Origin of the sequence: Streptomyces sp. NPDC051582, assembly GCF_040681715.1 — a bacterium.
Lineage (GTDB): Bacteria > Actinomycetota > Actinomycetes > Streptomycetales > Streptomycetaceae > Streptomyces.
On record NZ_JBFAZJ010000001.1, the window covers coordinates 506,372 to 531,660 of the forward strand.

General features: G+C 72.9%; 21 protein-coding genes. 8 read left to right on the forward strand and 13 right to left on the reverse strand.

What is annotated here, in order from left to right; translation table 11 throughout:
- Positions 1–27: 27 nt before the first annotated feature.
- Positions 28–1,767, forward strand: a complete 1,740-nt coding sequence (locus tag AB0M92_RS02325; RefSeq protein ID WP_366100200.1) for a DUF5691 domain-containing protein — start codon at positions 28–30, stop codon at positions 1,765–1,767.
- A 117-nt stretch (positions 1,768–1,884) separates the two neighbouring features.
- Here AB0M92_RS02325 and AB0M92_RS02330 read toward each other — a convergent pair whose 3' ends face one another.
- Positions 1,885–2,286: a cobalamin B12-binding domain-containing protein gene (locus tag AB0M92_RS02330; protein ID WP_229336887.1), complete on the reverse strand. Its 402-nt coding sequence runs from the start codon at positions 2,284–2,286 to the stop codon at positions 1,885–1,887.
- Positions 2,287–2,584: 298 nt separating this feature from the next.
- Between AB0M92_RS02330 and AB0M92_RS02335 the strand changes: the two genes are divergently transcribed.
- Positions 2,585–3,370 (forward strand): alpha/beta fold hydrolase, encoded by a 786-nt coding sequence (locus AB0M92_RS02335; protein ID WP_366100201.1) that lies wholly within the window; start codon positions 2,585–2,587, stop codon positions 3,368–3,370.
- 222 nt (positions 3,371–3,592) lie between these two features.
- Entirely contained in the window at positions 3,593–5,068 is a 1,476-nt protein-coding gene (locus tag AB0M92_RS02340; protein ID WP_366100202.1) for a M23 family metallopeptidase, read from the forward strand.
- Positions 5,069–5,158: 90 nt separating this feature from the next.
- Here the strand turns inward: AB0M92_RS02340 and pcrA are convergent, their stop codons facing one another.
- Both pcrA and AB0M92_RS02350 read right to left on the reverse strand, forming a co-directional pair.
- Entirely contained in the window at positions 5,159–7,675 is a 2,517-nt protein-coding gene (gene pcrA, locus AB0M92_RS02345) for a DNA helicase PcrA (RefSeq protein WP_366100203.1), read from the reverse strand.
- Positions 7,659–8,006, reverse strand: coding sequence for a helix-turn-helix domain-containing protein (locus AB0M92_RS02350; RefSeq protein ID WP_366100204.1), 348 nt, complete (start codon positions 8,004–8,006; stop codon positions 7,659–7,661). The genes pcrA and AB0M92_RS02350 overlap by 17 nt, the downstream gene beginning before the upstream one ends.
- A 101-nt stretch (positions 8,007–8,107) precedes the next feature.
- On the opposite strand from AB0M92_RS02350, the gene AB0M92_RS02355 reads away from it, so the two are divergent.
- Positions 8,108–8,461 (forward strand): hypothetical protein, encoded by a 354-nt coding sequence (locus AB0M92_RS02355; RefSeq protein ID WP_366100205.1) that lies wholly within the window; start codon positions 8,108–8,110, stop codon positions 8,459–8,461.
- A 148-nt stretch (positions 8,462–8,609) separates the two neighbouring features.
- On the forward strand, positions 8,610–9,659 hold the full coding sequence (locus AB0M92_RS02360) for an NlpC/P60 family protein (RefSeq protein ID WP_366100206.1): 1,050 nt from the start codon (positions 8,610–8,612) through the stop codon (positions 9,657–9,659).
- A gap of 21 nt (positions 9,660–9,680) precedes the next feature.
- On the opposite strand, the gene AB0M92_RS02365 is transcribed toward AB0M92_RS02360, so the two are convergent.
- The 3 genes from AB0M92_RS02365 to AB0M92_RS02375 are packed head-to-tail and all read right to left on the reverse strand — an operon-like array spanning position 9,681 to position 12,850.
- Complete coding sequence (locus tag AB0M92_RS02365; protein WP_366100207.1) at positions 9,681–10,793, reverse strand: alpha/beta hydrolase-fold protein; 1,113 nt, start codon at positions 10,791–10,793, stop codon at positions 9,681–9,683.
- A gap of 60 nt (positions 10,794–10,853) precedes the next feature.
- Positions 10,854–11,558 (reverse strand): response regulator transcription factor, encoded by a 705-nt coding sequence (locus AB0M92_RS02370; RefSeq protein WP_366100208.1) that lies wholly within the window; start codon positions 11,556–11,558, stop codon positions 10,854–10,856.
- Positions 11,555–12,850: a PspC domain-containing protein gene (locus AB0M92_RS02375; RefSeq protein ID WP_366100209.1), complete on the reverse strand. Its 1,296-nt coding sequence runs from the start codon at positions 12,848–12,850 to the stop codon at positions 11,555–11,557. The genes AB0M92_RS02370 and AB0M92_RS02375 overlap by 4 nt, the downstream gene beginning before the upstream one ends.
- A 131-nt stretch (positions 12,851–12,981) precedes the next feature.
- On the opposite strand from AB0M92_RS02375, the gene AB0M92_RS02380 reads away from it, so the two are divergent.
- Both AB0M92_RS02380 and AB0M92_RS02385 read left to right on the forward strand, forming a co-directional pair.
- The gene (locus AB0M92_RS02380; RefSeq protein WP_366100210.1) at positions 12,982–14,349 is read left to right on the forward strand and encodes a PspC domain-containing protein; all 1,368 of its coding nucleotides are present in this window, start codon (positions 12,982–12,984) and stop codon (positions 14,347–14,349) included.
- Entirely contained in the window at positions 14,336–14,581 is a 246-nt protein-coding gene (locus AB0M92_RS02385; protein ID WP_366100211.1) for a hypothetical protein, read from the forward strand. Before AB0M92_RS02380 ends, AB0M92_RS02385 begins: the two co-directional genes overlap by 14 nt.
- Here AB0M92_RS02385 and AB0M92_RS02390 read toward each other — a convergent pair.
- The 4 genes from AB0M92_RS02390 to guaA form a co-directional block, all read right to left on the reverse strand.
- The gene (locus tag AB0M92_RS02390; RefSeq protein ID WP_366100355.1) at positions 14,506–14,991 is read right to left on the reverse strand and encodes a TQO small subunit DoxD; all 486 of its coding nucleotides are present in this window, start codon (positions 14,989–14,991) and stop codon (positions 14,506–14,508) included. The genes AB0M92_RS02385 and AB0M92_RS02390 overlap by 76 nt on opposite strands.
- Positions 14,992–15,094: 103 nt before the next feature.
- Positions 15,095–16,360 carry a hypothetical protein gene (locus tag AB0M92_RS02395; protein ID WP_366100212.1) on the reverse strand — a complete coding sequence of 422 codons (1,266 nt, stop codon included), beginning with the start codon at positions 16,358–16,360 and terminating at the stop codon, positions 15,095–15,097.
- Positions 16,361–16,498: 138 nt separating this feature from the next.
- Positions 16,499–17,344, reverse strand: a complete 846-nt coding sequence (locus AB0M92_RS02400) for a class II aldolase/adducin family protein (protein WP_366100213.1) — start codon at positions 17,342–17,344, stop codon at positions 16,499–16,501.
- 125 nt (positions 17,345–17,469) lie between these two features.
- Complete coding sequence (gene guaA / locus AB0M92_RS02405; RefSeq protein ID WP_366100214.1) at positions 17,470–19,062, reverse strand: glutamine-hydrolyzing GMP synthase; 1,593 nt, start codon at positions 19,060–19,062, stop codon at positions 17,470–17,472.
- 316 nt (positions 19,063–19,378) lie between these two features.
- Here guaA and AB0M92_RS02410 point away from each other — a divergent pair, with 316 nt between their 5' ends.
- A complete protein-coding gene (locus AB0M92_RS02410) occupies positions 19,379–19,639 on the forward strand; it encodes a chorismate mutase (protein WP_366100215.1) in 261 nt (86 codons plus the stop codon).
- 304 nt (positions 19,640–19,943) lie between these two features.
- Here the strand turns inward: AB0M92_RS02410 and AB0M92_RS02415 are convergent, their stop codons facing one another.
- The 3 genes from AB0M92_RS02415 to AB0M92_RS02425 form a co-directional block, all read right to left on the reverse strand.
- Positions 19,944–21,629, reverse strand: coding sequence for a peptidase (locus AB0M92_RS02415; protein ID WP_366100216.1), 1,686 nt, complete (start codon positions 21,627–21,629; stop codon positions 19,944–19,946).
- 156 nt (positions 21,630–21,785) lie between these two features.
- The gene (locus AB0M92_RS02420; RefSeq protein ID WP_366100217.1) at positions 21,786–23,615 is read right to left on the reverse strand and encodes a GMC family oxidoreductase; all 1,830 of its coding nucleotides are present in this window, start codon (positions 23,613–23,615) and stop codon (positions 21,786–21,788) included.
- 25 nt (positions 23,616–23,640) lie between these two features.
- Positions 23,641–25,269: a succinic semialdehyde dehydrogenase gene (locus AB0M92_RS02425; protein WP_366100218.1), complete on the reverse strand. Its 1,629-nt coding sequence runs from the start codon at positions 25,267–25,269 to the stop codon at positions 23,641–23,643.
- Positions 25,270–25,289: the final 20 nt, after the last annotated feature.

Consider the following 25,289-nt stretch of genomic DNA (forward strand, 5'->3'; position numbering starts at 1 on the left):
GCGCGGGGGCGCCGACGTGCACGAACGATGGAGCCGGGGGGCTTTTGTGAACGACAACCACGCAAGCTGAAGGGTCGACCGACGGGGCACGAAAGCGGCTCCGGTCCCGCGGAGGGGGCGGGACCGGAGCACTGCACGACGAGAGGGAGGGGCACGGTGACCACGACGGGAACGACGGCCGGGGGCGTAAACGCGGGCCTCGGTGGCGGGGACGCGGACTGGGAGGAGCTGGTCGGGATCGCGCTGCTGGGGACCGGTCGGCGCAAGGCGGATCCGGGGGCGCTGCTCGACGCGGCCGCGGTGCAGACCGTACGGCGGCGGGCCGGGCTGCGGCCCGCCGAGGCGGGGCCGCGGCCGGATCCCGCGCCGCGGGATCCGCGGCCGGCTCCGCCCGAGGCGGCCCGGCGCCGGCTCGCGCAGCTGCTGGCCGGGCGGACCGGCGCGGGCAGCGGGGGCGGACGGCGCGGGGCGGCCCCGGATCTCACCGAGCTGCTGCCGCAGTGGCTGGCCGCCGCCGGCCGGCACGGGTACCGGGCGCCGCACGCGCTGGTGCCCGCGCTGCTGGACGCGGCCCGTGCCCGTACGGACCTGCGTGCCCCCGCCCTGGCCCTGGCCGGGGCGCGGGGGCTGTGGCTGGCCCGGCTGAATCCGGACTGGCGGTTCGCCCTGCGCGGCGGGGCGGGCGGCGCCCGGGAACTGCCCGGCCCGCAGGACCGGGCCGGGGTGGAACGACTTTGGCAGGAGGGACTGTTCGCGGAGCGCGTCGCCCTCCTCGGCGCCGTACGGGCGCACGAGGCGGCGGCCGCGACACGGCTGCTGACGACGACCTGGGCCGGCGAACGGGCCGAGGACCGGCTGATGTTCCTCGACTCGCTGCGGGTGGGGCTGACGGGTGGGGACGAGCCGTTCCTGGAGGCGGCTCTCGGCGACCGGAGCCGCAACGTCCGGGCGACGGCGGCCGAGTTGCTCTCGGCACTGCCGGAGTCGGCGCTGGCCGGGCGGATGGCGGAGCGGGCACTGGCGTGCGTGGGGCCGCGGGGGGTGACTCCGCCGGCCGAGTGCGACGCGGGGATGCTCCGCGACGGGGTGGTCGAGCGGCCGCCCGCCGGACGGGGGGAACGGGCCTGGTGGCTCGGCCAGCTGGTGGAGGCGGCGCCGCTGTCCTGCTGGCGGGAGCGGTTCGGGGGGCTCGGCCCGGCCGGGATCGTGGCGCTGCCGGTGCCCGGGGGCGAGAGCTGGCGCGAGGAGCTGCACGCGGCGTGGTGCCGGGCGGCGGTGCGCCAGCGTGATCCGCAGTGGGCGAAGGCGCTGCTCGGCGCGGCGTCGGCGCCGCCCGCGACGGCCCCCGGCACGGCTTCGCTCGCGGAGCGGGCGAAGCTGCTGTCGGTCCTGCCCGACGGAGAACGGGCCCGGTGGGTCGCGGAGTTCATACGGGCCCACGGCCTTTCGGAGGCCTTCCAGCTGCTCGGGGTGTGCCTCGTCCCGTGGGCCGGGACGCTGGGACGGGCGGTGGTGGACGCACTGGACGCGGCGCGGGAGGCGGGCAGCTACCCGTGGAGTTTCAGCGGGGTGATGGGCCTGGCCGAGCGGTGCCTGGATCCGGCGGAGGCGGAGCGGCTGGAGGCCGTGGTGGCGCGGGGGGCCGGTTTCGCCGATCCGGCGGAAGCCTCCTCCGGGGCGGCGGCGTACTGGGCCGAGGCCTTCCAGCGCCTGGTCGCCACCCTGCGCCTGCGCGCCGCGATGCTGTCGGAACTCGCCCCCGCCTGACCGTCGTCAGCACCTGCGGGGCCGGTCCACGGGAACCGGCTCGACGGTGGCCCGGAGGGTGCGCCCGCACCGTCGTGCGGACACCCCCGGCGCCACCGTCGAGTGGTGTCGGCGGAGCTACTGGCGGACGTGGGCGCGGACCCAGTCGACGATCGCGGTGGTCGTGGCGCCCGGGGTGAAGATCTCGGCCACGCCCTTGGCCTTCAGGGGGGCGATGTCGTCCTCCGGGATGATGCCGCCGCCGAAGACCTTGATGTCCTCGGCCTCGCGCTCCTTGAGGAGTTCCAGGACACGAGCGAACAGCGTGTTGTGGGCGCCCGAGAGGATCGAGAGGCCGATCGCGTCGGCGTCCTCCTGGATGGCGGTGTCCACGATCTGCTCGGGGGTCTGGTGGAGGCCCGTGTAGATGACCTCCATGCCCGCGTCCCGCAGCGCACGCGCGATCACCTTGGCCCCGCGGTCGTGGCCGTCGAGACCCGGCTTCGCCACCACCACACGGATCGGACCGGTCACACCCATCGCACTGCCTCCCGAGTGAACGAACGTTAAGTACAGCATCGCGCACACCCCCGTTTCACGGTGGACCACGAGGGGGAAATCACACGTGGGACGGCGTTGATTCACCGCCAGGGGAGCCGCACCGGGGGCGCCGCGTCACCGTACCGACAGCCGCACGGCACGGTGACGCGGCCGGCCGCGGTCCACAGGCCCGTCCCAGAGGCGCATTCCAGAGGCGCAGTCCAGAGGCGCAGTCCAGAGGCGCAGTCCACGGGCGCACCTCGAAGGCGCCGTCCCAGAAGGCTGAGGGGGGCCGTCGATGGGGGTGTCCATACCCGTACCCGTTTCCGGGGCCGCACTGCGGGCGGGGGTGCTGGAGGCGGTGGTCCTCGGCGGCCACCTGCTGCTCTACCCGACCGGGATCCGCTCCGAGAGGCCCGCCGGGGCACGCGGGAAGGACCTCGTGCGGCCGCCCGTGCTCCTGCTGCACGGGTTCAGCGACAACCGGTCCGTCTTCGTCCTGCTGCGCCGCGCCCTCGCCGCGGACGGCCGGCGGCACGTGGAGACGTACAACTACTCCCCCTTCACCCTCGACCTGCGCGTCACCGCCCGCCACCTCGCCCGGCGCGTCGAGGAGCTGTGCGAGCGCACCGGGCAGGAGCGGGTGGACCTGGTCGGGCACAGCCTGGGGGGTCTGGTCGGGCGGTACTGCGTCCAGCGCCTCGGTGGCGATGCCCGCGTCCGCACGCTCGTCACGCTCGGCACTCCGCATTCCGGTACGCGGGTCGCCCCCTTCATGGACGCCCACCCGCTGGTCCGGCAGATGCGCCCGGACTCCGAGGTGATGGCCGAGCTGCGCGCGCCCGCGCCCGGCTGCCGGACCCGATGCGTCGCGTTCTGGAGCGAGTTCGACGAGCTGATGGATCCGACCGAGACGGCCCGCATCGAGCACCCGGACCTCCACGCGGAGAACGTGCAGGTCACCGGCATCGGACACCTCGCCCTGCCGGCGCATCCCGCCGTCATGGCAGCGGTCCGGCGCGCGCTCGACGGCCCCGGTCCGGCCGCCCTCACGAGCCTCGGGGAGACCGCTTCCGTCGCGTGAACACCAACCCGGCGAAACTCGAACGGATTTCGAACTCAAGGCCAAAGCTCGGCTTTGCCGCGACCGAAAGACGGCCGAATGCCCGGTTCCGCAAAGCTCGGAACCCCTGGAAGATTGTCGTTGCCAGTAACCGCCGGGTACAGTCACGCCACTGCTCTCCCCAAGGAACCTCCCGTTCCCTGGCCACCCAGGCCCCCCACTGCCGAGGCGAAAGAGAAGTTGGTGAACGACCGCCCCTCGTCGGGCCTGTACTCCGATTCCGGGTACGACGGCCTTTCCAACACCACTTTCGCTGGTGACTCGACGTACGTTTCCTATGAAACGCAGGGTCAGGGGTACGACTACGCCTCTGCCTACCCCTCGTACGAGACCGGCGCATACGACACCACCGCCTGGTCCGCGCAGGCCGGTTACGCGCAGGACGGCGGCTACCTGTCGACGATCCCCGCCCAGGGCGGCGTCCCCGAGGACGCCGGAACCGGGCAGTGGGACGCGAGCGCCTGGAACCAGCAGGGCGGCGCCCCCGACTACCAGGCCACCACCCTCGGCTACGAGCAGACCGGGCAGTGGGCGGTGCCGGGTTACGGCACCACGGGCACCGAGACCGGCGCGTACGACGCCACCGCCTGGAACACGGTCCCGCAGCACGAGCAGCAGACCCAGACCTTCTCGTACGACCACCAGCAGTACGAGTACCAGCAGCAGTCGGACTATTCGTACGATGCGCCGGCCCCCGGCGTCTACAGCGAGACCGCAGTCTTCGAAGTCATCGACACGGAGAGCGCCGAGAGCACCCCGTCGGACTTCGACCCCGACCTTGAGCTCGACCTCGCGGTCGAGCCCGTGCACGACCTGCCCACCCAGGCCATGCCGGTCACCCCGGACACCGCGTCCGCGCCCCGCGCCTCGCGCCGCGCCGGCGCCAAGCCGAAGCCGGCGTCCTCGGTGGCCGCCACCTCCCGTCGCCGCAGCCCGGCGAAGCGTTCCGCCCTGCTGACCGTGGCCGTTCCCTCCGCCTGCGTGATGGGCGTCGCCGGTGTCGCGGCCGCCTCCGTCGGCGGACTCACCGGCACGGACAAGCCCGCCGGGGACACCACCACGATGGCCGCGCCCGACCCGGCCTCGGTGAAGCCCGTCGCGGCGAACAACAAGCTCGACACCCAGCTCACGGCGCTCAGCGCCGACGCGGGGGACTTCGCGGACCGCGCGAGCCGCACGCAGGAGCGCATCGACCTGCGCCAGCGCCAGGAAGACGAGAAGAAGCGGAAGGCGGAGGAGGAGGCGGCGAAGGAAGCGGCCCGCCCCAAGTTCGCGATCCCGGTCGAACAGCACGGCCTCAGCGCCAACTTCGGCCAGGCGGGCGGCATGTGGATGTCCGTGCACACCGGCATCGACTTCCCGGTCTCGTACGGCACTCCGGTCATGTCCGCCACCGACGGCACCGTGCGCACGCAGTGGAACAGCGCGTACGGAAACATGGCCATAGTGACCTCCCCCGACGGCACCGAGACCTGGTACTGCCACCTCAGCAGCACCAAGATCCGGTCCGGCAAGGTCAAGGCGGGCGACGTCATCGCCTACTCCGGCAACTCCGGCAACTCCACGGGCCCGCACCTCCACTTCGAGGTCCGGCCCGGCGCCGGTGCGGCGATCGACCCGCTGCCGTGGCTGCGCAGCCACGGTCTGGACCCGACCTAGGCCGAAAGACACGACCCAGAGCGGTACGTACGGCACGAGGGCCCGGGAAGCGATCCCGGGCCCTCGTCCGTTCCCCCCTCGCGGCTCCCGTCAGAGCTTCTGCACCGGCGCGTAGCGCAGCAGCAGGCGCTTGGGCTTGTCGTCCCCGAAGTCGACGGTGGCCTGCGCGTCCGCGCCGGCGCCCCTGACCTCCATGACCGTGCCCAGCCCGAACTGGTCGTGCGTGACCCGGTCCCCGACCGCCAGCGCGATGACCGGCTTGTCGGCGGCCCGGCGCGTCGCGAACCCGGACGGGCCCGACTTCGTGCGCGACGAGGACAGGAAGGCCTCCGGCGAGGTCCCGAACGTGGCCTTGCCGCCGCCCGAGCCGGAGGATCCGTACCCCGAGCCCGAACTCCGCATCGGGCCCGCGGGCTTCTGTGCCGCGCCCGTCCGCTTCCACTGCAGGTACTCGGCCGGGATCTCCTCAAGGAACCGCGAGGGCGGGTTGTACGAGGGAGTGCCCCACGCGCTGCGCATGCTGGAGCGCGTCAGGTACAGCCGCTCGCGCGCCCGCGTGATGCCGACGTACGCGAGGCGGCGCTCCTCCTCCAGTTCCTTGGTCTGGCCCAGGGCCCGCATGTGCGGGAAGACCCCGTCCTCCATGCCGGTCAGGAAGACCACCGGGAATTCGAGGCCCTTGGCGGTGTGCAGGGTCATCAGCGTGATGACCCCCGAGCCGTCCTCGTCCTCGTCGGGGATCTGGTCGGAGTCGGCGACGAGCGCGACCTGCTCCAGGAACTCCGCGAGCGTGCCGCCCGCGGCGGCAGCCGCCGACGTCCCGTCGTCCTCGCCTCGGGCCTGCTCGAACTCCAGCGCCACGGCCGCGAGCTCCTGGAGGTTCTCGATGCGCGTCTCGTCCTGCGGGTCGGTCGAGGCCTGGAGCTCGGCGAGGTAGCCCGTACGCTCCAGCACCGCCTCCAGCACCACCGCCGGTCCCGCGCCCGAGTCGACGATCGTGCGGAGCTCCTCCATCAGCACGTTGAACCGCTTCACCGCGTTGGTCGAGCGCGCGGCCATGCCGAACGCCTCGTCCACGCGCCGCAGCGCCTGCGGGAAGGTGATCTTCTCGCGCATCGCGAGGGCGTCGATCATCGCTTCGGCGCGCTCGCCGATACCGCGCTTGGGCACGTTGAGGATGCGGCGGAGCGGGACGTTGTCCTCGGGGTTCGCGAGCACGCGCAGGTACGCGAGGATGTCGCGGACCTCCTTGCGCTCGTAGAAGCGGACGCCGCCGACGACCTTGTACGGGAGTCCGACGCGGATGAAGATCTCCTCGAACACGCGCGACTGCGCGTTCGTCCGGTAGAAGATCGCGACGTCGCCGGCCTTGGCGTCCCCGGCGTCCGTCAGCCGGTCGATCTCGTCGGCGATGAACTGCGCCTCGTCGTGCTCGGTGTCCGCGACGTAGCCGGTGATGACCGCGCCGGTGCCGGCCTGGGTCCACAGGTTCTTGGCGCGGCGGTTCTCGTTGCGCTCGATGACCGCGTTGGCTGCGGACAGGATCGTCTGCGTGGAGCGGTAGTTCTGCTCCAGCAGGATCGTCGTCGCGTCCTTGTAGTCCTCCTCGAACCGGAGGATGTTGCGGATGGTCGCGCCGCGGAAGGCGTAGATCGACTGGTCGGCATCACCCACCACGCAGAGCTCGGCCGGAGGCAGGTCCGGGTAGCCGGTGCCGACGAGCTCGCGCACCAGCGTGTACTGGGCGTGGTTGGTGTCCTGGTACTCGTCCACCAGGACGTGCCGGAAGCGCCGCCGGTAGTGCTCGGCGACGTCCGGGAACGCCTGGAGCAGGTGGACGGTGGTCATGATGATGTCGTCGAAGTCGAGCGCGTTGGCCTCGCGCAGCCGCCCCTGGTACATCGCGTACGCCTGGGCGAGCGTCTTCTCGAAGCCGTCGACGGCCTGCCCGGCGAAGGCGTCCTCGTCGATCAGCTCGTTCTTCAGGTTCGAGACCTTGGCGTTGAAGGCCTTGGGCGGGAACTTCTTCGGGTCCAGGTCCAGGTCGCGGCAGACGAGCGCCATCAGGCGCTTCGAGTCGGCCGCGTCGTAGATCGAGAAGGACGAGGTGAAACCGAGGCGCTTCGACTCACGGCGCAGGATGCGGACGCACGCGCTGTGGAAGGTGGACACCCACATGGCGTTGGCGCGCGGGCCGACCAGGCCCTCCACGCGCTCCTTCATCTCGCCGGCGGCCTTGTTGGTGAAGGTGATCGCCAGGATCTGCCCGGGGTGGACGTTCCGCGCGGCCAGCAGGTGGCCGATGCGGTGGGTCAGCACCCGGGTCTTGCCGGAGCCGGCGCCGGCCACGATGAGCAGCGGGGAGCCGGCGTGCACGACGGCCGCGGCCTGCTGTTCGTTCAGCCCCTCCAGGAGCGTCGCCGGGTCGATGACGGGCTTGGGGGCGCCGTCCCGGTAGTACGCGTCACCACTCATGGGCACGTCGAAGTGGCCCCCGAAGAGATCGTCCGCGCCTTGCTCCGGCGCGGGGTGATCCTCGGGCGGCGGGGGGACCTCGTCGGAGGGGGTGAGGTCCGCCAGGAAACTGTCGTCAAAGAGGCTGCTCATCGCTTTCCGAGTCTAGAGGTCGGGACCGACACGCCAGTACGAGTTCCAGGAGACCGGGGAAGCGCAGTTCCAGATCGTCGCGGCGCAGCGCGAGGTAGAGCTTGCGCCCTTGCGGGCGCTGACGGATCACTCCGCCCTCGCGGAGCGTCTTGAGGTGGTGCGTGACGCTGGATCGGGGCAGGTCAGGTACCACTTCGCCGCAGAACGTCGCCTCGCCGGAGGCCAGCTTGCGAACGATGTCGAGGCGGACGGGGTGCCCCAGGGCCGCGAGGACCTCGGCCAGGTCGAGGGCCTCTGCGCGGGGATGGCTCAGCTCGGCGGCGGCAGGCATGTCCTCACTGTACGCAGATCTCGTACGGACGTGGCCGGACCCTTCGAAGATCTCGTGACCCGCGTACGGGGCCGACCGACAGCCCCCGTACGCTCGGCGCCATGGACGTACTCATCAGTGTCTTCGTGGGCCTGCACATCATCGGCATCGCCTCCCTGCTGGGCGGTTTCCTCACGCAGATGAAGGCGATGAGCGCCGGCACCGCCCGCTTCGTGCCCGCGATGCTGCACGGCGCGCTGACGATGCTCGTCACGGGCGTCCTGCTGGTCGGCTTCCGCGAGATGGACGGCGGCCACGTCAACAACATCAAGATCGGCGTGAAGCTCGCCGTCCTCTTCGTGATCCTCGCGCTCGTCTACGTGAAGCGGGACGAGGAGCACGTGGAGAAGGCGCTGTTCGGCGCGGTCGGCGGGCTGACCGTGATCAATATCTTCATCGCCGTCCTCTGGCACTGATCCCGGGAGCGAACCACAACAGCCACATCCGGCCACATCAGTTCACGTCGGGGCACTTGCGATCATCTCGTCATCCGACCGTTACCTTCCGGTCTAGCGTCCTCCTCCAAGCACCGAGCTCCCGAGCGAGGAAGGACGTGAGGCCCTCGTGGCCAGTCACCGAAAGCCCAGGCAGCGCCCGCTCCATCCGCTGTCCCGCGGAACCGTGCGGACCGCGGCGACGCTCGCCCTCGCGGGCGCTGCCACCGCCACCGCCTTCGAAGGCACCTCGCAGGCCGATCCCCAGCAGACGCCCTCCCAGGTGAAGGCGGAGGTGGACCGGCTCTACGAGGAGGCCGAGGAGAGCGCCGAGCGGTACAACGGGGCGAAGGAGCACGCCGACGAGGCCCAGCGGGCGCTCGACGCGTTGCGCGACGAGACCGCCCGGAAGACCGACCGGCTGAACACCGTCCGCCGGGCGCTCGGTTCCCTCGCCGCCGGCCAGTACCGCACCGGCGGCCTGGGACCGGCGATGCGGCTGGCGCTGGCCGCCAACCCCCAGGAGTACCTGGACCAGGCCTCGTTCCTCACCCGGACCGGCGACCGCAGCGCCGCCGAGGTGGCGTCCGTACGACGACGGCTCGACGAGGTCGGCAAGCTCAGGGACCGGGCCGCCGGCCGCCTCGCCGACCTGCGCGCCCGCGAGGGCGAACTCGCCGAGTACAAGGCCACCGTCGAGGGCAAGCTCGACACCGCGAAGCGGCTGCTGGCCAAGCTCACCGCCGAGGAGCGGGCCGCGTACGAGGCCCAGTCGGGCGGCGCGGCCCCGGCCGGCACCCCGGCCACGGCCCCGGCGGCCCCCGCGGACGGCTCGCGCGCGGCCCGCGCCGTGGCCTTCGCGTACGGGGCGATCGGCAAGCCGTACGTGTGGGGCGCGACGGGGCCGGGCTCGTTCGACTGCTCCGGCCTGACCCAGGCGGCCTGGCGCTCGGCCGGGGTCTCCCTCCCCCGGACCACGTACACCCAGATCAACGCCGGGCAGCGGGTCTCGCGCGACCAGCTGGCCCCCGGCGACCTGGTGTTCTTCTACTCCGGGGTCACCCACGTCGGCCTGTACATCGGCAACGGCCAGATGATCCACGCCCCGCGCCCCGGGTCGACGGTCCGCGTGGCCCCGCTCGACTCGATGCCGTGGGCGGGGGCCTCCCGCCCGGCCTGAGGCGCCCTCGGCCGTGCCGCCCTACGGCGCCTTGACCTGCTTGCTCAGCCAGCCGAAGGCCGTCGGGAGCTGCTTCGACCACGAGTCGAGGTTGTGCCCGCCGGTGACCTTCTCCGCGTGCACCGTGGTCGGGCTCTGCGCGATGGCCCCCAGGTCCGTGCCGGACAGGTAGCCGTCCTGCTCGGCGCCCGACATCCACAGCGAGACCGCCGGCGGCGCGGGCGCGGCCTTGAGCAGGGCCTTCAGGTTGTGGGTGCGCCGCATCTCGGGGTCCTGGGCGACCAGCGAGGTGGGCTCCTGGCCCGGGTCGTTGTAGCCGGAGAGGGAGACGGCCGCGCTGTAGCGGTCGGGATGCAGGATCGCCAGTTTGGCGGCGCAGTACGCGCCCGCCGAGTAGCCGGCCACGCCCCAGGTGCGGGCCTCGTCTGAGGCACGGAAGTTGTCGGTGACCATCTTGCGGACGTCGACGCTGAACCAGCTGTCCGCGTTCACCTTGCCCGGGATGTTCGCGCATCCGGTGTCGCCGTTGCCCAGCAGCATGGCGCGCGGCGAGACCAGGATGAACGGCTGCACCTTGCCGCTCTTCATCAGCGGCTCCAGCACCTCGGCCGCCTTGAGCCCCTGGAACCAGGACTTGCCCGTCCCCGGTATGCCCGGGACCAGCTCGACCACCGGGAACTTCTTGTTCTTGAACGCCGGGTCCTCGTACTGCGGCGGGAGCCACACCATGACGTCGCCCTTGACCCCGGAGATCTTGCCGTTGAGCTCGGTCTTCTTGACCCGGCCGCCGAGGCCCTCCACCGGCTGGAAGTCCTGGAGCACCTTCGGCTCGGCCTTGACCTCCGCGGCCTTCTTGCCGCCGAGCCCGTCCGCGCCGAGGTCGGGGGCGGCCGTGACGTACTTCCCGGTGCCCAGCAGGTCACCCCAGGACGCGTAGAAGGTCTCCTCGCGGTTCACCGAGATGAACACCAGCGCGACGGCGGTGACCTGGGCGAACACCACCATCAGGGCCCGGGTCGACACGCGTACGACGGCGGGGCCGCGCACCTTGCTCCACACGGCCAGCGGCAGGAGAACGGCGATCGCCGTGAGGGCGATCGCCGTCGCGAACAGGGGAAACCCCGTCAAGCTCATCACGCCACCCAAGAGGGCGCCGCGACACCGCGCGGTTGCCCCCGGCCCCTGCGGCGTCGGTCACACCAGGCGGCGGGCCGTCGCCCAGCGGGTCAGCTCGTGCCGGTTGGAGAGCTGGAGCTTCCTCAGCACCGCGGAGACGTGCGATTCCACGGTCTTCACGGAGATGAAGAGCTGCTTGGCGATCTCCTTGTACGCGTACCCGCGCGCGATCAGCCGCAGCACCTCGCGCTCGCGCTGGGTGAGGCGGTCCAGGTCCTCGTCGACCGGCGGCGCGTCCGTGGAGGCGAAGGCGTCGAGCACGAAGCCGGCCAGCCGCGGCGAGAACACCGCGTCGCCCTCCTGAACCCGGAAGACCGAGTTCACCAGGTCGGTCCCGGTGATGGTCTTGGTGACGTACCCGCGCGCACCGCCCCGGATGACCCCGATGACGTCCTCCGCGGCGTCCGACACCGACAGGGCCAGGAACCGCACCGGGTTCTCGGCGGCCGCCATCAGCGGGGCGCAGCGCCGCAGCACCTCGACCCCGCCGCCCCCCGGCAGGTGCACGTCGAGCAGGACCACCTCGGGCCGGGTGGCGGTGATGACGGTGACGGCCTGGTCGACATCGGCCGCCTCGCCGACGACCTCGACCCCGGTCCGGTCGGTCTCGCCGATCTCGGCCTGCACTCCCGTGCGGAACATCCGGTGGTCGTCGACGAGCACCACCCGGACGTGCCTGCCCACCGGCGCCCCGGTCGTGCTGCCGGTCGTCTCTTCGGTCATGCTGCGTTCGCCGCCCTCTCCATCTCCAGCTCGACTTCCGTGCCGCCGTCGGGCGCGGACCGCAGCCGTGCGGTCCCGCCGTTGCGCTGCATCCGGCCGATGATCGATTCTCGTACGCCCATGCGGTCGTCCGGTACCTCGTCGATGTCGAAGCCCGGCCCCCGGTCCCGTACGGACACGAAGACGGTCTGCCCCTCCACCTCGGCGTACACCTGCACCGGCCCGCCGTCGCCACCGTACTTGGCGGCGTTGACCATCGCCTCGCGCGCGGCCTGGACCTGTGCGCCGAGCCTCTCGTCGAGCGGGCAGTCGCCGACGACGACCACCTCGATCGGGACCCCGTGGTGGTCCTCCACCTCGGCGGCCGTCTTCTTGACGGCCTCCGCGAGGGTGGTGGGCTCCTCGGCCTCGTCCTTTCCGGTGCCCTCCGGTTTGTACAGCCAGTTCCGCAGCTCCCGCTCCTGCGCGCGGGCCAGGCGGCGGACCTCGCCGACGTCCTCCGCGTTGCGCTGGATCAGGGTCAGGGTGTGCAGCACCGAATCGTGCACGTGGGCCGCGACCTCGGCGCGCTCCTGGGCACGGATGCGCATCAGGCGCTCCTCGGAGAGGTCCTGGGTCATCCGGATCAGCCAGGGTCCGGCGAGCAGGGCTATGCCGACGAGGACGGCGAGGGCGGCGGTCAGCACGTTGCCGAGCTGCGCCGCCGAGCCGCGCACGACGATGAAGACGGTCAGGCCGACGCCGACCAGGGCGACCCCGGCGAAAGCGCGGGCGATCTGGAGCAGGCGCGCGTTGCGCCCGGCGGCGGCGCCCCAGTGGGCGCGACGGGCGTTGTCGGCCTGGCGCCAGACGAGGACCACGCCGGCGCCGACCAGCAGCGTCGGCCACACGTACCGGCCCGAGGTGCCGCCGAGCTGGACCTTGGAGATGAAGATGCCGGCGCCGATGCACAGGGCGATGAGGGCGGTGAGCTGGCCCCGGTCGGGTTTGCGCAGGCGGCGGGTGCCGTCGGGGAGGGTCTCGAAGAAGGAGCGGTGGCCGGTGCGGCCGCCGACGCCCAGCGGTACGAACACCCAGAACGCGGCGTAGAGCAGCACGCCCAGTCCGTCGCCCCACAGGAACAGGCCGAGGAAGGCGAGCCGGACCCAGACGACCGGCAGCCCGAGGTGCCCGGCGAGGCCGCGCGCGACACCGCCGAGCATCCGGCCGTCGGCGCTGCGGTAGAGCTTGCGCTGCGGCGGTTCCTCGGTGTCTGTCGTGTGCGGGGGACGGGGGGCGGCGGAGACGGGCATGCCATTGATGGTCACACGCGGGCGGCGCAGGGGACATCAGGGCAGCCCCCCAGTTCCCTCGGGGGGATATCAGGGTTGCGCCAGGGTCGGACCCGGTGCCGCGCGCCGCGGCGGGTTGTCACCATGGAGCCATGACCAAGCCCGACTCCCCGCCTTCGCCGGCCGGTGCCACCGCGACGCCGCCGCCCGGCGGCCGGCCCGCAGACCGGGTCGCCGACCGGCCCGCCGACCGCGCCGCCGAGCGGCCGCCGCTGCGCCGCGCCAAGCGCGACAAGGTCCTCGCGGGCGTGTGCGGCGGCCTCGGCCGGTACTTCGACCTGGACCCGGTGATCTTCCGGATCGTGCTCGGCGTCCTCGCGGTCACCGGCGGGGTCGGCCTCATCTTCTACGGCTTCGCCTGGCTGCTGCTGCCGGTCGAGGGCGAGGAGGACAGCGAGGCCAAGAAGCTGCTGACCGGCCGGGTCGAGGGCGCCACCCTGGCCGCGGTGTTCGCGGCCCTGGTCGGCTGCGCGCTGTTCCTGTCGATGCTGGACAACGGCGGGCTGGCCGTGTTCTCCGTCCTGGTGATCCTGGCCCTCGGCGGGGCCGGGTACTGGTCGCAGCGCCGCCGCAAGACCGCCGTCCCCGAGGCCGAGCCGCAGGCGGCGCACCGCCCGGCCCCCGCCCCGCCGGAGACCCAGGCGCCGCCCGTGCCCGGCAGCCCGTCCTGGTGGCGGGACCCGCTGGTCAAGGACGGCACCACCGGCCCGGTGGGATCCTCCGGATACCTGTGGGGGCCGGACGACTCCGCCGATGCCAACGCCGCCCGGAACATCGGGGGCGGCCGGGGCGGGGACCCCGACCGGGCCAAGGCCCCGAAGGTCCCGCGCGGCGGCATCGGGGGCCGGGTGTTCGTCCTGGCCCTGCTGGCCGGGGGCGGCGCCACCGCCGCGGTCTGGCAGGGCAGCACCCTCTCGCACGCGCTGCAGATCGGTCTGGCCTCGGCCCTCGCCGTGTTCGGGCTGGGCCTGGCGGTCAGCTCGGTCAGGGGCCGCACCGGCTTCGGCACGATCCTGCTGGCGGTGATCACGGCCGGGCTGCTGGCCGGCGCCTCGGCCCTGCCGCGCGAGATCGGCACCGACTGGAAGTCCGTGGAATGGCGGCCGGCCGCCGTGGCCGACGTCAGACCGGTCTACACGGCGGGCACCGGGCTGGCCACGCTGGACCTGAGCCGGCTGGACGTGCCGAAGGGTTCCACGCTGTCCGTCCGCGCCTCCCTGGAGGCCGGCCGGCTCAAGGTGATCCTGCCCCGCGAGGTCACCGCGCGGGCCGACGTGTCGGTGAAGCTGGGCGACATCCACCTGCCCGGGGAGACCAGCCAGGACGTACGCGTCAAGAGCGGCGGGGAAACCCAGGAGGCGACCCTGAAGCCCTCCGCCGGCACCGAGGCCGGGGGAACGATCGAGCTGGACCTGAGCGCAGATTTCGGACAGGTGGAGGTGGCCCGTGCCGCGTCATGAGTTCCAGCCCGGACGGCTGCTGGCCGGCCTGATCCTGGTGGCGGCGGGCGTGCTGTACCTGCTCGACGCGACCGGGGAGGCGGATCTGCCCTGGTTCCTGGTCATCCCGATGACCATGGGCGGGCTGTGCCTGGCCGCGCTGGTGGGGATCGTGACCTACGCGATCCGGCGGGACCGGCGCGACCGGGTCCGCGTACCGCGCGACCTGATCAGCGAGTCCAGCGAGAGATAGGGCGCTCCGGCCAGGATCATCGGGATCCAGGCCATCAGGTAGACCAGGTCGTTGCCGTAGTAGTACGGGGTGACCTGCCAGGACACCGTGAGCCACAGGCTGAGCGAGATCAGCGCTCCGCCGGTGGCCGCGATCCGGGTCAGCAGGCCCGCCAGGGTCCCCAGGCCCACCAGGAGTTCGCCGACGGCCAGCGCCGCCCCGAACCCGACGGGCGAGTGCAGCGCCCAGTCCACCAGGGCGGGGATCGCGGAGGTGTCGCGTACGCCCTGCATCTGCTCGCCGATGGAGCCGGCGCCGGAGGCGGACAGGAACGCGGGGTCGGTCAGCTTGTCCAGGCCCGCGTAGACGAAGGTCACGCCGAGGAAGATCCGCAGCGGCAGCAGGGCGTACCGGGCGGCCCGCTCCCGCACTCCGGAAGGGCCGGAGCGGCCGGACGGACCAGCGGGACCGGAAGCGCCGGAAGCGCCGGCGGAAGGGACGTCAGTTCGGGTCACGTCCCATGTGTACCCCGTCTCACTCGGCCACGTCGATGGTGCAGCGGTTGGATTCCACCCCGGCGGCCGTCACCACCTGAACCTCGATGCGTCCGGGTTCCACTTCCGCCGGGACCGGCACCGTCAGCGCCGAGTCCGAGGGGTTGGTGAACCCGCCCGCCACCGGCACCAGCGGCACGTGCACGTGCACCGCCCCGACCCGTACGACCAGCCGGGCCAGCATCTCCGGCGTCTGCGCCCCCGGCGGCACGAAGCCCACCCCCCGGATCTCGATGTCGTCGCCCGGCCGGATGGCCGCGTCGAGGTCGCCCGGCTCCCGCCTGCGGACCACCGACAGGATCAGCGGGCGGGTCACCTCCGCGTACTTCGCCGCGAGGTACACCGCCGCCGACAGGGCCACCAGCACGGCCAGCGCCCACGGCAGCCGCGGCAGCCGGTCCGGGAACCGGGCCATCGACACCGCCGCGAAGGCCAGCACGACGGTGGAGACCAGCACGTACTGCGCGTCCGGGAAGCTGCCGCGGCCCGCGTCGTCCGTGAGCAGGTCCACCCCGCGCGGCCGGTCCGCCGGCAGCTTCTGCATCCGCTGGCCCATGATCCGTACGGTGACCACCCGGCGCACCAGCACCGCCACGGCCGAGGTCAGCGCGACCACCGCCAGCAGCGGCAGCGCCCGCCCGAGCGCCAGCCCCGCGTACAGGGCCTGGCGCTGCGGCCCCGGCGGCGAGGCGGCCAGCCGCAGCGCGGGCAGCAGCGCGGCGAACGCCGTCAGCACCACCCAGGCACTCGGCACGGCCTTCGAGGTGGACAGCCGGTTGTCCTCGCCCACCAGCGGGGCGAGGAGCCCGCCGCGCAGCGACTGGGCGCGGGCGGCGACCGTGAGCAGCCCGGCCAGGGCCACCGCCGCGAGCAGTCCGGCCGTGCGGGCGGTGGACCAGCCGTTGCCGAGCGCGGTGCCGACCTGGACCAGCAGCAGCACGCCGGCGGCGATCCACACGGCGAGCACGGCCCGTCGCGAGAACAGGTACAGCCAGGAGTTGCCGGCCTCCCGGCCGCGGTCGGCGACCGTGCGGGCCGACAGGGTCAGCTCGTCGGAGACCCACTGCCGGGAGGCTCCGGCGGAGCGGGCCACCGCGGCCGGCAGCCCTTGGCCGGCGGCGAACTCGTCCCGCTTCTCGGTGAACGCGGCGACGGCGCGCCGGTGCCCCTCCTGCGCGCCGTGCGGGCAGTCGTCACAGGTGCAGGCGCCGCCGTGGGTGCTTCGGGACATCTCTTGGACAGCCACGTGCGTGCCGCCTCTCTGAACTACGGTGCAATGCCAGCGAATTGTGCACCACTGCGGCAGTGCTCCGGATTGCGCACGATGTCAGAGCAGGTGATTAACCGTTCATGATGTTGACGCCACCCGCCCGGCCCGGTGGTTTCAGGGCCGGACGCCCTGCCAGAGCGGCTGGTAGCTGACCCAGGCGGCGAGATCCGTGCCGAAGCGCTCCCGCGCGGCGAGCGCGGCGCGGCGGTCGACGGGCACCGGCTTCCCGGCGGAGCGCGCGATCAGCTGCACCTGCGCCGCGCGCTCCGCCGCGATGAACCACCAGGCCGCGGCGTCCACGGAGTCGCCGACCGTCAGCAGTCCGCGGCCCCGCAGGACCAGCGCCTTGTACGGGCCCAGGGCGCGGGCGATGCGCCCGCTGTCCTCGGGCCCGGCGAACCCGTCGAGGAGCGCGTGGTCCTCGTAGAAGGCGCAGGCCTCCTCGCTGAGGGGGGCGAGCAGTTCGCCGAGCGCCGCCAGCGCCCTGCCGTACGGGGCGTGCGCGTGCACGACCGCCACCGCGTCGGGGCGGGCCCGGTGCACGGCGGCGTGCACGGCGAAGGCCAGCTCGTTGACCCGGCGCTCACCCTGGCGCACGCGCCCGTCCCCGTCGACGAGCAGCAGGTCGTCGGGGCCCAGTGCGGACAGGGCACGCCCGAACGGGTTCACCCAGATGCAGTCCGCGAACTCCGGGTCCCGCACGGTGATGTGCCCGGCGACCCCGTCCTCGTACCCGAGGCGGCCGAAGAGCCGCAGCGCCCCGGCGAGCCGCTCCTTGCGGTACGCGCGCTCCCCGGCCGCGTCCGCGTGGACGGGCGGCAGCGCGAACCGCAGCCGGTCCACCGGTACGGGCGCGGGCGCGGCCCCCGGCGCGGACCCCGGCGCGGACCCCGGTGCGGATCCCGGCGCGGACCCCGGTGCGGACCCCGGTGCGGGTGCGGGTGCGGGCTGGTCCGGCATGACCCCCTCCTTCGGCTCGCCGCGCAAGGTACCGGCGGCCGCGCCAAGTGGCCATACACGCGGCGAAGCCGCCGCTCCCCGGGGGAACGACGGCTTCGACCGGACCGGCTACGGCTCGGTGGGGACTACTCCCACTCGATGGTGCCCGGGGGCTTGCTCGTGCAGTCGAGGACGACGCGGTTCACGTCCGGCACCTCGTTGGTGATGCGGGTGGAGATCTGCGCGAGCACCTCGTACGGCATGCGCGTCCAGTCCGCGGTCATCGCGTCCTCGGAGGAGACGGGGCGCAGCACGATCGGGTGGCCGTACGTGCGGCCGTCACCCTGGACGCCGACGCTGCGGACGTCCGCGAGCAGGACGACCGGGCACTGCCAGATCTCGCGGTCCAGGCCGGCCGCGGTCAGCTCGTGGCGGGCGATGGCGTCGGCCTCGCGGAGCAGGTCCAGACGCTCCTTGGTGACCTCGCCGACGATGCGGATGCCCAGGCCCGGGCCGGGGAAGGGCTGGCGCTGGACGATCTCGTCCGGCAGGCCGAGCTCCTGGCCCACCATCCGGACCTCGTCCTTGAACAGCTGGCGCAGCGGCTCGACGAGCTCGAACTCGATGTCGTCGGGCAGGCCGCCCACGTTGTGGTGGGACTTGATGTTGGCGGTGCCGGTGCCGCCGCCGGACTCCACGACGTCCGGGTACAGGGTGCCCTGGACCAGGAAGGCGACCGCGGGGCCGTCCTCCTGGAGGATCTCCAGCTGGGCCTGCTCGAAGACGCGGATGAACTCGCGGCCGATGATCTTCCGCTTGGTCTCCGGGTCGGAGACCCCGGCCAGCGCGGTCAGGAAGCGCTCCTGGGCGTCGACGACCTTCAGCTGCACGCCGGTGGCGGCGACGAAGTCCTTCTCGACCTGCTCGGTCTCGCCCTTGCGCATCAGGCCGTGGTCGACGTACACGCAGGTCAGCTGGGAGCCGATGGCCTTCTGGACGAGGGCCGCGGCGACCGCGGAGTCCACGCCGCCGGACAGGCCGCAGATGGCGCGCTTGTCGCCGACCTGCTCGCGGATGGCCGCGATCTGCTCCTCGACGATGTTGCCGGTGGTCCAGGTGGGCTCCAGGCCGGCGCCGCGGTACAGGAAGTGCTCCAGCACCTGCTGGCCGTGCGTGGAGTGCATCACCTCGGGGTGGTACTGCACGCCGTACAGCTTCTTCTCGTCGTTCTCGAAGGCGGCGACCGGGACGACGTTCGTCGACGCGGTGACGGTGAAGCCCTCGGGGGCGGCGGAGCAGGCGTCGCCGTGGGACATCCACACCGACTGGTTCTCGGGGGTGCCCTCGAAGAGGGTGGACCCGGCCTTGGAGACGGCGAGCGGCGTACGGCCGTACTCGCGGGCGCCGGTGTTGTCGACGGTGCCGCCGAGGGTGGTCGCCATCAGCTGGAAGCCGTAGCACATGCCGAAGACGGGGACGCCGGCCCCGAAGAGGGCGTCGGCGTCGTCCAGGCGCGGAGCACCCTCCTCGTACACGGAGGACGGGCCGCCGGAGAGGATGATCGCCTTCGGGTCCTTGGCGAGCATCTCGGCCACCGGCATCGTGCTGGGGACGATCTCGCTGTAGACCCGTGCCTCGCGGACGCGGCGGGCGATGAGCTGGGCGTACTGGGCGCCGAAGTCGACGACGAGAACCGTGTCCGGGGCGCTGTCGTGGGCGGCGGAGGGTGCTTCTGGCACGGGGCGGCCTTCCGGCGGAAGAGGGTGGCTGTTTTGTCGATTCTACCGGTGGCGCCGGGCGCCACTTTGTCGCACCATCCGAGGCGCACGTCTCACGATCCGGGCCGGGTTGGCCCGGTAGGGGGCGCAGGGCCATAATCCTGTCCATGCGCAAGCAGCTGAGCTTCCTCTTTACCTATGGCACCGGCCGGTCCGGTCGCCATGGGTCCGCGTGATGCTCGCTTGAGCCGCTGACTTCCCAGAGCGCCCCGGTCCGACAGGACCGGGGCGCTCTGGCGTTTCCGCTCCTGTCGCCGCAATCCACAGGAGTAAGAACATGACCGTGACCACCACCCCCGCGCAGCTGATCGCCGAGTCCCGCGAGCGGATCGACGCCATCGACGACCGGATCATCGGGCTGATCCAGGAGCGGATGGCCGTCTCGACCGTCATCCAGGAGGCCCGGATCGCCTCGGGCGGCCGGCGGGTGCACCTCTCGCGCGAAATGGAGGTGCTCGCGCACTGGAGCGACGCCCTCGGCAAGCCGGGGACCACCGTCGCGATGACCCTGCTGGAGCTGTGCCGCGGCCGGGTCTGAGGTCCGTTCCGCGTCCGGCCCGCCTTACGCCTGTTCGTCACTCGTCCGGACCGTGACCGGCCCCGGGGCCCTTCGTTGGTGTGGATGGCCGCGTCAGCCAGGCGCGGGACCGCAGCACCACGCGTGGCTCTTCGGGAGCGATGAGACGTACGGCCCGTCGGGAGGTGCGTCGTGGGACCTCGCTCCTTCGCGTGACCGGACGGCAGGGGACAGCAGCCCGGTCACCCCAAGAGGACGGCCGGCCCGGGGGACGCCCCGAGCCGGCCGTTCTGCGCGTTCGCGCCGTGTGCGGTGCTCCCGCTGCCTACGCGTGCCCGCCCGAGCGGCGGCGCACCCCCACGTACAGCGCTCCGCCGACGGCCACGGCGCCCAGAGCGCCCAGCGCGATCGGGCCGACGGAGCTGCCGGTCGAGGCCAGGTTGCCGCCCGCGGCGCCGGCGGCGGCGGTCGCGGAGGTGCTCGGCGAGGCGGAAGCCGAAGCCGAGGCGGAGGCCGACGGGGACGGCGATGCGGAGGCCGAGCCGGACGGGCTCGGGCTCGGGCTCGTACCGCCCTTGACCTCGACCGCGAACACGGCCTTGGCGTTGCCCGCGACCGGGTCGAAGGCCGGCGGCCTGGTGCCGCCCGCGACCGGCTCGCCCACGGTGACCGAGCCCTTGGCGTCCGCCACGGCCTTCTCGATCTTCATCGTGAACCGGCCGGTGTACGCACTCCCGAAGTCCGCGAAGATCCCGCCGTCGCAGAAGTAGCGCGGCGCGCCCAGCCGGTCGCTGCGGTCGCTGCCGTCGGCGTTGACCGCGCGGCAGTTCCGCGGGACGTCCGTGACCTGCACCCCGGCGGGCATCACGATGTCCGTACGGGCCACGCTCTCGCCCGAGCGCAGGTGGCTGATCACGGCCGGGCCCTTGTTGCGGAAGCCGAGCTCGGCCACGACCGTGTCGCCGACCTTGCCGGACGGCGAGGCGGTGACCGCCTCGAAGTCGGCCCGGGCCCCCTTGGCGGTGAATGCGACGTCGCGCTCGTTGTCACCGGGGTTGAGGTCGGTGTTCTCGGCGTGGCCGGCGGGCTCGGCCGCGGCGGAGCCCGTGACCGGCACCGCGACCGCGGACTTGACCAGCTTCAGCGTCCTGCCGGTGGCCGGCCCGCCCTCGTGCGCGTCCTCGCGCGGCGCCGGGTCGGGGACGACCGCGTACCGCAGCCGGTCCCGGTAGGCCCGCTCGGTGGTCTTGAGCTGCAGCGGGGAGTCGGGGGCGAGCCGGTAGGACTCGCCCGGCAGGAACTCGCCCTCGACGAGGCAGACCGTGGTCGCACCCATGCCGCCGTGGTCCTGCACCCGGCAGTTGTCGTACGTCCGGGCCGGCTGCAGGCCCGCCGAGGCGTCCAGCTCCAGCGCGACCGACCTGGCGGGCAGGGTGCCCCGGTTCGCGAAGGCCAGGGGGAGGTCCTGCTGCTCGCCGGCCGTCACCTCGGACCGCAGGCCCAGCTCGCCCATGTACAGGTCGGGGCCGCCGACGGTCAGCTTGGTGGTGACCGGCGTGACGCTCGCGCCCGCCACCCGGCCGGTGACCGCGATCTCACCGCTCGCACCGCTCTTGGTGCCCTTGGCGGCGGAGACGAGCAGGTCGAAGCGGTTGGCGTTCGGGGTGTCGGCCGACAGGCCCTGCTGCTTGCAGACGATCGCGGTGGCGCTCGTCGTGCAGTTCGGCCTCGGCTTGGCCGGGTCCGGCCGGACCGAGGCCACGCCGGCGACCTTGGACAGGTCGACGGTGACGGTGAACTCGCCCGGGAAGCTGTTCCCGGGGCCCACGTAGTCCAGCGTGTAGTGCAGGCTGCGCTCCTTCGACGCGCCCGTGTCCGGGTACGGCTGGAGCACCAGGGCGGAGGGGCCCCCGAGCGGGAAGGCCGGTTCCGCGGCGAGCGCGGGGGCGGCCGCGCCGAGGCTCAGCGCCGCCAAGCCCGTAGCGGCCAAAAGGGAGATGCGCTTGTCCATGAAGATCGAGACCGTCGAGCGGGGGCCCCGGTTGCCCCCTTCGGGCGGTGACGGGCATCACATGCAACCATCCGGACTGATCACCTGTCACTTATGTACGCGGCGACGGGTTCCGCGCTCGGAGGGGGAGCGCGGAACCCGCCGCCGCGACACGTGTCAGACCTTCTTCGGAACCTCCGGCACCGGCAGCAGCGGCAGTCGCAGCGCGCCGAAGGCCTCCTTCGGGACCGCCGGACGGGCCGGTTCCACCGCGGCCAGGCGGGTGTAGGCCGCGCCCTGTTCCGGCCTCGGGTCCTGCTCGCCCTTGTTCGGCCAGTACGACATCGCCCGCTCCGCCTGCGCCGTGATCGTCAGCGAGGGGTTGACCCCGAGGTTCGCGGAGACCGCCGAGCCGTCCACCACGGAGATGCCCGGGTGCCCGTACAGCCGGTGGTACGGATCCACCACGCCCTCTTGTGCGGAGGCCCCGATCGGGCAGCCGCCGAGGAAGTGCGCGGTCAGCGGCGTGCCCATCAGCTCGCCGACGTTGCTGCCGGGGAAGCCGTTGATCTCCTCGGCCAGCAGGGTCGCCGCCTCGGTGGCCTCCTTGATCTGCACCGGGTTCGGGGCGCCGTGCCCTTGGCGGGCGGTGAGCAGCCCCTTCCCGAGGCCGCCGGGCTTGCGGTACGTCGTCAGCGAGTTGTCCAGCGACTGCATGACCAGCCCGATGATCGTCCGCTCCGACCAGCGCCGGTTGGAGAGCGAGCGCGCCAGCTGCAGCGGGTGCCTGGCGGTGCGCGCGAACCAGGCCCGTACCCGGTGGCTGCCGTACGGCACCTGGAGGACGGTCATGAACCCCATGGCGTTGGAGCCCTTGCCGTAGCGGACGGGCTCGATGTGGGTGTCGGCGTCGGGGTGCACGGACGAGGTGATCGCGACGCCCCGGGTGAAGTCGGCCCGCTCCCCCTCGCCGGGGCCCTGCCCGTGCCGCCTGCGGTAGCGCCGGTCGTCGGTCTGCGCGCCCACGATGCCCTCGGAGTTGGTCCGGGTCAGCTCGCCGAGCCGGTCCGAGACGCGCGGGAGCAGCCCGTTGTCCTTCATGGTGTGCAGCAGGGTCTGGGTGCCGTACGTGCCCGCCGCGACGACCACGTACCGGGCGCGCAGCTCCTTGGCGACGCCCCGGCGCCGGGCGTCGGTGGGGACGGCGCGGAGGCGGTATCCGCCCTCGGGGTGCTCGGCGAGCGCGGTGACGGTGGTCATCGGGTGGATGACGGCTCCGGCGCGCTCGGCGAGGTGGAGGTAGTTCTCGTTCAGGGTGTTCTTCGCGCCGTGCCGGCAGCCGGTCATGCACTCGCCGCACTCGGTGCAGGCCTTGCGGGAGGGGCCGGCTCCGCCGAAATAGGGGTCGGGGACCTCCTCGCCGGGCGCGGCCGTGCGGCCGCCCCCGGCTTCGGCGTCCGCGCCGTCGCCGAAGAAGACGCCGACCGGGGCCATGTGGAAGGAGCCCCCGACGCCCATCTTCTCGGCGGCGGCCTTCAGGTGGACGTCGGAGGGGGTCATCGTGGGGTTCAGGCGTACGCCCAGCATCCGCTTGGCCTGGTCGTAGTACGGGGCGAGTTCCTCGCGCCAGTCGGTGATCGACGCCCACTGCCGGTCCTCGAAGAAGGCGGTGGGCGGCACGTACAGCGTGTTGGCGTAGTTGAGCGAGCCGCCGCCCACCCCGGCGCCCGCGAGCACCATCACGTTGCCGAGCAGGTGGATCCGCTGGATCCCGTACAGCCCGAGGGCCGGGGCCCACAGGTAGTTGCGCAGGTCCCAGCTGTTCTTCGGCAGGCTCTCGCGGGTGAAGCGGCGCCCGGCCTCAAGGATGCCGACCCGGTAGCCCTTCTCGGTGAGCCGCAGTGCCGAGACCGACCCTCCGAAGCCCGATCCGATGACGATCACGTCGTAGTCGTACGCGTGCTCGCTGCCGTTCTCGTACGCGTTCTCGTCGGTGTTGTCCGACACTGCGGTGCCTCCCGAGCGGTGGTGCCTAACGGAATCGGAGCGTCTTCATGACCTTGAGGCTGCGGGTCATGAACGCCGCGTACTTCTCGTCGTCCATGCCCAGCGAGGGCGCCATCGGCAGCAGCCGCTGGTGGGCGACGGTCTGGGCCTCGGTGTACTTGAGGATGCCCTCGGAGCCGTGCCGGCGGCCGAGGCCGGAGTCCTTCATGCCGCCCATGGGGGCCTGGGCGCTGCCGTAGGCGGGGGCGTAGCCCTCGTTGATGTTGACGGTGCCGGTGCGCAGGCGGGCGGCGACGGCGTGGCCGCGGCGGGCGTCCTTGGTCCAGACGCTGGAGTTGAGCCCGTACGCGGTGGAGTTGGCCTGCGCGATCGCCTCGTCCTCGTCGGTGAACCGGTAGATCGAGACGACCGGCCCGAAGGTTTCCTCGCCGCAGACCGCCATCGGCGCCTCGACCCCGTCGAGGATGGTCGGCTCGTAGAAGAGCGGGCCGATGTCGGGGCGGGCGGTGCCGCCGGCGACCAGGGTGGCGCCCTTGGCGACGGCCTCGTCGACGTGCCGCTGTACGGTCTCCAGCTGCCGCTCGCCGACCAGCGAGCCCATGTCGGCCCCGTACGCGAGGGAGGCGCCGAGCCGCATGGCCTTCGTACGGGCGGCGAAGCGCTCGACGAAGGCGTCGGCGACCGAGGCGTGGACGTAGAGGCGCTCGATGGAGATGCAGAGCTGGCCGGCGGAGGAGAAGCAGGCGCGGACGGCGCCCGCGGCCGCCTTCTCGATGTCGGCGTCGGCGAGGACGAGCATGGCGTTCTTGCCGCCGAGTTCGAGGGTGAGCCCGACCAGGCGGGCGGCCGCGCCCCGGGCCACCTCGCGGCCGGTGCGGGTGGAGCCGGTGAAGGAGACGTAATCGGCGTGCCGGACCACCTCGGGGCCGACGACGGGTCCCTCGCCGAGGACGATCTGGAAGACCTCGGCGGGCAGTCCGGCCTCGATCAGCAGGTCGCGGGCCCACAGGGCGGTCAGCGCGGTCTCGGTGTCGGGCTTCATGACGAGGGCGTTGCCCGCGACGAAGGCGGGGAGCGCGTCGCCGACGGAGAGTTCGAGCGGGTAGTTCCACGGGGCGATCTGACCGACGACCCCGCGCGGCTGGCGCAGCTCGGTGACCTTGGTGAGGGTGGGGATGGCGCCCGTGTGGCCCTTGGGACGCAGGTACGAGGGCGCCTTCCTGCCGTAGTGGCGGGCGGCGACAGCGACCGCCTGCACCTCCTCGTGGGCGTGCAGGCGGGCCTTGCCGGTCTCCAGCTGGATGAGGTCGAGCACCTCGGCCTGACGGGCGAGGACCAGGTCGTGGAAGCGCAGGAGCACGGCGGCCCGCTTGCGTGCGGGCACGGCGGCCCAGGCGCCCTGGGCGGCGCGGGCCCGGTCGAAGGCCTCGGCGACGTCCTCGGGGGTGGCCTCGGGGAGGTCCGCCAGCTTGGCCCCGGTGAAGGGGGTGTGGTTGGCGGTCCGGCCGGAGCCGATCACTCCGCGGGTGAGCCGGGTGACCAGGTCGGGGGTCACCACGTCGGCGGCGGTACGGGCACCGGCCGGGGCGGGGGCGACCGGGTTGGTGGGCTGCGGTGCGCTGCGGAGGGGGGCCGGGGCCTGCGAGTCCGTCATGGCGGTGAGCGTATTCCGCC